Here is a 6,272-nt window from a genome sequence, read left to right as displayed (position 1 = left end):
TGATGGGGGGCGTGACGGGGGCGGCGCTGGGCTATCTGGCGCTGCTGCCGTTCCCCAGCCGCGGCGAGTTCGTGTCGGGCACGCTGCCGATGGACATCACCCAGGGCTCCTACGGGCTGGCGATCACGCTGACGGTGATCGGCGCGGTGCTGGCCTCGATCCTGCCTGCGCGGGCGGCGGCGCGGGTCGATCCGGTGACGGCGATCGGCCAATGACCGCGCTGCTGGAGGTGCGCGACCTGGTCAAGACCTTCGGCGCGGGCGAGGCGGCGACCCATGTGCTGCGCGGCCTGTCGCTGACGCTGGAGGCGGGCGATCTGGCGGCGCTGCTGGGCCCGTCGGGCTCGGGCAAGAGCACGCTGCTGACCATCCTCGGCACGCTGATGAAGCCCACATCGGGCAGTCACCGGATGCTGGGCCTGGATCTGGTCGCCGCCGATGACGCCGCCCTGACCGAGTTCCGCAACCGCCACATCGGCTTTGTCTTTCAGTTCCACAACCTGTTGCCGGACTTCACCGCGCTGGAGAACGTGATCTTCCCGACCGCCGTCCGCGCGGGCCGCGAGACGCCCGCCGCCCGCGCACGTGGCCGCGAGCTGCTGGTCCGCATGGGGCTGGAGGCGCGGGTGCACTTCCCCTCGGCTGCGCTGTCGGGGGGCCAGAAGCAGCGCGTCGCGGTTGCCCGGGCGCTGATGAACCGCCCCGAGCTTGTGCTGGCCGACGAGCCGACCGGCAACCTCGACCGCGCATCGGCCATGCAGGTGATGGCCCTGATCGCCGAGATCAACCGCGACGAGGGCACCACCTTCCTGATCTCCACCCATGACGAGAAGATCGCCGCCGGATGCCACCGCCGGATCGTGGTCGGCGACGGGCTGGTCCGCGATGCCCCGACGTGACCGCAGCGGTCGGGGGGGCGGCGGGCCGACCCGCCGCGGCTGCGGCCGTGATGCCGGACGGGTCATCCCCGCGCGATCCCCGGCGATCCGGTCGGTCGCGGCCGGACCCCGCCGACGGACGCCCGCCGCCCCCGGGATCATCCGCACCGATGTCGCGTCGACGCCAGGACCCCGCCCCCTTTTGGTGGCAGTATTTGCCGGATGGCGTCCCCGGTGCGCGAGGGGCAGCCCGGACGGCGTGGCCCCGCCGGGTGGACGAGAGGGCGGGTGGACGAGAGCTTGGGGCCAGAACCTGAAACCACGACGAGAGGGCCAGATCCATCCGCCGGATCGCGGCGCAGGATGGAGCGGCAGTGACCGCCGCCGAAGTCCCGGGCGTATGGGGCGGATGGTCAGCGGGCTCGGATCGTCACACCATCCCCGCGCCCCCGGCCTTGACCTGAGGGGGGGCGCCCGCCGTCGACGGTCCGCGCAGGGCTCCGCCCCCGGTGCGCGCCCCGGCCTGTGCGTGCATCACAGCGTCAGCAGCAGCGCGCGCAGGCCGGGTTCGCGCACCATCGTCGCGGCCTCGGCCGGGCTGACCCATCGGCGGGTGCGCTGGCCCGCTTCGGGAAAGTCCTTTCGGACGTCGTGCACATGCACGCGGAATACCTCCACCCGGCAGGGCATGGGCAGGCCGCCGTCGGTGACCTTCTCGGTGGTATAATGGCCCAAGGGATCGGGATCGACGTTGCCGCGCACGCCCGCTTCCTCCCACGCCTCCTGGCAGGCGGCCTGGGCGAGGGTGCGCCCGGCCATTGGCCAGCCCTTGGGCAGGATCCAGCGCCCGGTGCCCCGGCTGGTCACAAGAAGGACGTCACACCCCCCCCTGGGCGCGGCGCGTGTGCACACGGCGGCCACCTGCAACTGCGGCGGGCGGCGCAGCATCGGACCGACCGTGTCGTCCAGAAGCCGGAACAGGGGGTGTTGCGTCATGGCCATCCTCTCGGAGCATCGCGGGACTATGGTGGCTTTTCATGAAGATTCAATGAAAACCCGCCATTGCCGCGCCGCCACCCTATTCCAGCGCCGCGATGCCCAGCGGCGGACAGGGCGACAGGTCCGAGCTTCCGGCATCGCCGACCTCACGGGCCAGATCGCGCAGCGCGCTGCGCAGGCCTTCCTCCAGCACCGGGTGATAGAACGGCATCGCCAGAATCGCCGCGACGCTCAGGCCCTGTTCCACCGCCAGCGCCAGCAGATGGGCCATGTGCTCGCCGGCCGGGGCGCAGATCTCGGCGCCGCGCAGGGTGCCGGTGCGGCGGTCGGCGGCCACCGTCAGCCGGCCGTGGGCGCTGGCCATGGTGCGCGCGCGGCCCTGCCGGGCAAAGTCCACGGTGGCGGTGGCGGTGGTCGCGGGGTTGCAGTCGGCCGGCGCGGTGCCGACGCGGGCCACCTGCGGGGCGCAGAACACGATCGACAGCGGCGTGCGGCGGCAATGGGGTTGCGGATCGGAGGCGACGGCATTGCGCCCGGCGATGTGGCCCTCGTCCGCGGCCTCGTGCAGAAGCGCGCGGTCGGCGTTGGCGTCGCCCGCCATCCAGACCGCCAGATCCCCGATGCGCAGGGTGTTGGGGTCGACCTGCGGCAGGCCGCGGGCGTCCAGATCGACGCCGAGCGTCTCCAGCCCCAGCCCCTTGACGTTGGGCGCCCGGCCCAGCGCCGCGAGCACCGCATCGACCGTGACATCGCGGCCGCCGCCCGTCACGCGCAGGCCGCCCCCGGCGTCCTCCACCGTGACCTCGGCGCCCAGATGCACGGCCATGTCCGCCTCCAGCACCGTCAGCAGGGTGGCCAGCATGTCCGGGTCGCGCAGCCCCGCCACGGTGTCGGCGGCGTCGAACCCCGTCACCGTGCAGCCCAGCCGCGCCAGCGCCTGCGCCAGTTCCACCCCGATCGCGCCCAGGCCCACCACCGCGATGCGCCGCGGCAGGTCCGGAAGCTCGAACAGGGTGTCGGAGGTCAGCACCCGGTCGCCCAGCGCGGCCCAGGGGCCGGGCACCACCGGATGGCTGCCCGGCGCCAGGATGATGGCACGGGCGTGGATGACGTCGCCGTTCACCTCCAGCCGGTCGGGGGCCAGCAGGCGCGCACGCCCCGCGATGGCCCGGTCGCCCAGCGTGCGGTGGACCGATTGCGGCCCCTTGACGAAATCGTCGCGCAGCGCGCGCACGCGTGCCAGCACGGCGGGGATGTCGGCCGACACCCCCTCGGCCCCGCGCAGGCCGAACTCGGCGAAGCTGTGACGGCGGTGAAGGGCGTTGGCGGCCTCGATCAGCGCCTTGGAGGGCATGCAGCCGCGCGCCGCACAGGTGGTGCCCCAGTCGCCCGCGTCGATCAGCACGAAGTCATCGGTTTCGCGGCGCACCTCGCGCAGCGCGCTGAGACCGGCGGTGCCGGCGCCGACGATGGCCACGTCAACGGTTCGGGTCATGGATATCCTCCGGGTTCGGGGGGTGGGGTGCCGCGGACGACGGCGTGGACGAACGCCAGCTTGCGCAGGGCCACGGCGCCCAGCGCAAAGGGATACGCCGGCTCGTGCCCCATCGAGGCGTTCAGCGCGTTGATTGCCACCGTCAGCGGCAGCCACTGTGCCACCAGCGTGTCGAAGTCGGTCGGGCGATAGGGATCGCGCGCGGGGTCGGCCGCCAGCGCCCGCGCCGCCGTCGCCCCCGGATCGAGGCCGAGGCCGAACGCCCAGGCCGTCTCCAGCGTGTCGAGCATCAGCAGATAGTGGTTCCAGCTTTCGGCCCAATCCTCCCACGGGTGGGCGGCGGCATAGGCGCTGACGTGGTGCTGCGGCCAGTCGGGGGGCGGGCCGTTGGCGTAATGCTGCGCCAGCGCGGCGTTGTAATCGGCCGAATCATCCCCGAACAGCGCCCGGAACGGCCCCAGAAGGGCGGTGCCGCGCACCAGCCGGTCCCAGTAATAATGCCCCGATTCATGGCGCAGATGGCCCAGGATCGTGCGATAGGGTTCGGCCATCTGGGCGCGCATGCGCTCGCGCGCGACCGGATCGGCCTCGGCGATGTTGATGGTGATCAGCCCCTCGGCGTGACCGGTCATCACCCGCCCGGTCTCGGAGAAGCTGGGCGCGACATCGGCAAGGAAATCGAACGCAAGGCCGCCGGGCCCGTCCGCCATCGGCGCCACCGGCAGGCCAAGGCGCAGCGCGGCATAGATCAGGCGGCGCTTTTCCTCCTCCAGCCGTTTCCACAGCGTCCGGTTCCAGGGCTGCGACAGGTCGGGGACGGTGCGGTTCAACCGGCATGACACGCAGAACGGCTGCGTGAGGCCCGCGTCCTCCCCCTCCACCATCCAGTTGCAGCCCATCAGCTGCGCGTAATGGGTACACTTGCGCCAGCGGCGCCCCTGCACCGTCGCCGATCCGTCCGGGCCGGGGGCCACCATCGCCATCGCGCCGGGGGCAAAGCCGATCTCGGCGCCGCAGGCGGTGCACAGGCTGTTGTTGAAATACACCGTCGCCCCGCAAGCGGGACAGGCAAGGAGTTTCATCGCGCGCCCCGTCCGCTGCTGTGGTTGAGAGGTGTCATGTCCGCTCGGCCCGCCCCATGGCATCGGGCGACGCGATGGCGCGCCCATGCACCCGATGTCGTGCGCCCGGGGCGCGGCTACAACCCCCGCCGCAGGCCCTGCCCCCGGCACATGCGCCTGCGCGGGCCCCCGCCACAGCCCCAGACGCGGGCGACACCACCTATCCCCGCCGTGATGGCGCGGGGGCCCTCAGCCGCCGCGGCGCAGGGCACGCCGCAGATCGCTGGGCCGGAACGCCCCCGTCAGCGCCCCGAGCGCGGCATAGCTGGCGCCCCCCACCCCGATCAGCCCCGCCAGCGCCGCATAGCGCAGGCCCGGCGTCGCCAGCGCCTCGGCCAGCAGCGCCTCGGTCGGCCACAGCACCGCCCCCATGCCGACAGCCGCCAGCAGGATGCGCGGCAGGCGCCGGCGCAGGCGGTCGTCGTAGCGCCCCTCGGGGCCCATTCCGCGCGCGCCCAGCGCCAGTTGACCCACCATGGTCCAGCCCGCCAGCGTGGTCGCGATCGCCGCGGCGATGAAGCCGATCACCGGCGCCAGCCCGATCGCCACCACCGCGTTGACCACCATCGCCCAGACCGCAAACCGGAACGGCCGCCGCGTGTCCTCCCGCGCGAAATAGAGCGGCTGCATGACCTTGTGCAGCACGAACGCCGGCAGCCCGAGGCCATAGATCGCCACCGCCAGCGCCGTGGCGGCGGTGTCGGTGGGGCCGAAGGCGCCACGCTCGAACAGGACCGACACGATGGGGTGGGCGACCACCATCAGGCCCACCGCGGCCGGCACGCTGAGGATCAGGGCGAATTCGGTGGCGCGGTTGTAGCTGTCGCGCCCACCCTGCGCGTCGTCGGCCCGCAGGCGGCGCGACAGGTCCGGCAGCAGCACCACCCCGATGGCGATGCCCACGATGCCCAGCGGCAACTGGTACAGGCGGTCGGCATAGCTCAGCCACGCCACCGCGCCCTCGTGGAAGGACGCCACCTGGCGCCCCACGATCAGGTTGATCTGCACCACCCCGCCCGCCAGCATCGCCGGCCCCGCGATCACCGCCAGCCGCTTCATCTCGGGCGTCAGGCGCGGCAGCCGCAGCACCGGGGTGAAGCCCGCGCGCCGCGCCGCCACCCAAAGCATGGCCAGCTGCGCCACCCCCGAGATCGGCACCGCCCAGGCCAGCGTCTCGCCCATCGGCCAGCCGGCACGCGCGGCCCACAGGATCGCTGCGATGAACACCACGTTCAGCAGCGTGGGCGTGGCCGCCGCCGCGAGGAACCGGCCCATCGCGTTCAGCACCCCCGACAGCAGCGCCGCCAGCGAGATGAACAGGATGTAGGGAAAGCAGATGCGCCCGTAATGCACCGCCAGATCGAACCGCGCATCGCCATAGAACCCCCCCGCCATCGCCAGCACCAGCCACGGCATCCCCGCCAGCGCCACCAGCGTGAAGACGATCAGCACGCTCGCCAGACCGGCAAAGGCGTCGCGGCCGAACTCGGTCGCGTTCTCGCCGCCCTCCAGCCGCTTGGCGAACATGGGCACGAACGCCACCGCGAACGCGCCCTCGGCAAAGAAGCGGCGGAACATGTTGGGCAGGGTGAAGGCGATCAGGAACGCCTCGGCCACCGGGCCCGCGCCCAGATACGCTGCAATCAGCACGTCGCGCACGAACCCCGCGATCCGGCTGACAAAGGTCCAGAGGCTGACGGTCAGGAAGGCGGCCAGCAGGCGGATGGGCCTCAAGGGGTGTCTCCCGTGTGGGGTGGAGTGGGCTCCGGTCTGCCGCGTG

At 72.6% G+C, this 6,272-nt stretch carries 5 protein-coding genes and 1 pseudogene; 2 read left to right on the top strand and 4 right to left on the bottom strand.

Features of this window, described 5'->3' with window-relative positions:
- Together CCR87_RS12435 and CCR87_RS12430 are read left to right on the top strand one after the other, a co-directional pair.
- Window positions 1-215 (top strand): annotated as a pseudogene (locus tag CCR87_RS12435) (ABC transporter permease); the annotation flags it as partial.
- A complete protein-coding gene (locus CCR87_RS12430; RefSeq protein ID WP_201157847.1) occupies window positions 212-898 on the top strand; it encodes an ABC transporter ATP-binding protein in 687 nt (228 codons plus the stop codon). The pseudogene CCR87_RS12435 and the gene CCR87_RS12430, both read left to right, overlap by 4 nt.
- A 513-nt stretch (window positions 899-1,411) precedes the next feature.
- Here the strand turns inward: CCR87_RS12430 and CCR87_RS12425 are convergent.
- The 4 genes from CCR87_RS12425 to murJ all read right to left on the bottom strand — a co-directional run bounded on the left by CCR87_RS12425 (window position 1,412) and on the right by murJ (window position 6,226).
- A complete protein-coding gene (locus CCR87_RS12425) occupies window positions 1,412-1,873 on the bottom strand; it encodes an NUDIX hydrolase (RefSeq protein WP_201157846.1) in 462 nt (153 codons plus the stop codon).
- 82 nt (window positions 1,874-1,955) lie between these two features.
- Entirely contained in the window at window positions 1,956-3,371 is a 1,416-nt protein-coding gene (locus tag CCR87_RS12420) for a dihydrolipoyl dehydrogenase (protein ID WP_201157845.1), read from the bottom strand.
- The gene (locus tag CCR87_RS12415; protein ID WP_201157844.1) at window positions 3,368-4,453 is read right to left on the bottom strand and encodes a zinc-binding metallopeptidase family protein; all 1,086 of its coding nucleotides are present in this window, start codon (window positions 4,451-4,453) and stop codon (window positions 3,368-3,370) included. The genes CCR87_RS12420 and CCR87_RS12415 overlap by 4 nt, the downstream gene beginning before the upstream one ends.
- 228 nt (window positions 4,454-4,681) lie before the next feature.
- A complete protein-coding gene (murJ, locus tag CCR87_RS12410; protein WP_201157843.1) occupies window positions 4,682-6,226 on the bottom strand; it encodes a murein biosynthesis integral membrane protein MurJ in 1,545 nt (514 codons plus the stop codon).
- Between the last annotated feature and the right edge of the window lie 46 nt (window positions 6,227-6,272).

It is taken from the genome of Rhodobaculum claviforme, assembly GCF_016653255.1.
Classification (GTDB): Bacteria; Pseudomonadota; Alphaproteobacteria; order Rhodobacterales; family Rhodobacteraceae; genus Rhodobaculum; species Rhodobaculum claviforme.
This window is presented reverse-complemented; position numbering and strand designations above follow the sequence as displayed.

Excerpts from the sequence above, each read along its gene's own strand:
- CCR87_RS12415 (WP_201157844.1), bottom strand. The coding sequence starts at position 4,453 with ATGAAACTCCTTGCCTGTCCCGCTTGCGGGGCGACGGTGTATTTCAAC.
- CCR87_RS12420 (WP_201157845.1), bottom strand. The coding sequence starts at position 3,371 with ATGACCCGAACCGTTGACGTGGCCATCGTCGGCGCCGGCACCGCCGGT.
- CCR87_RS12425 (WP_201157846.1), bottom strand. The coding sequence starts at position 1,873 with ATGACGCAACACCCCCTGTTCCGGCTTCTGGACGACACGGTCGGTCCG.
- CCR87_RS12430 (WP_201157847.1), top strand. The coding sequence starts at position 212 with ATGACCGCGCTGCTGGAGGTGCGCGACCTGGTCAAGACCTTCGGCGCG.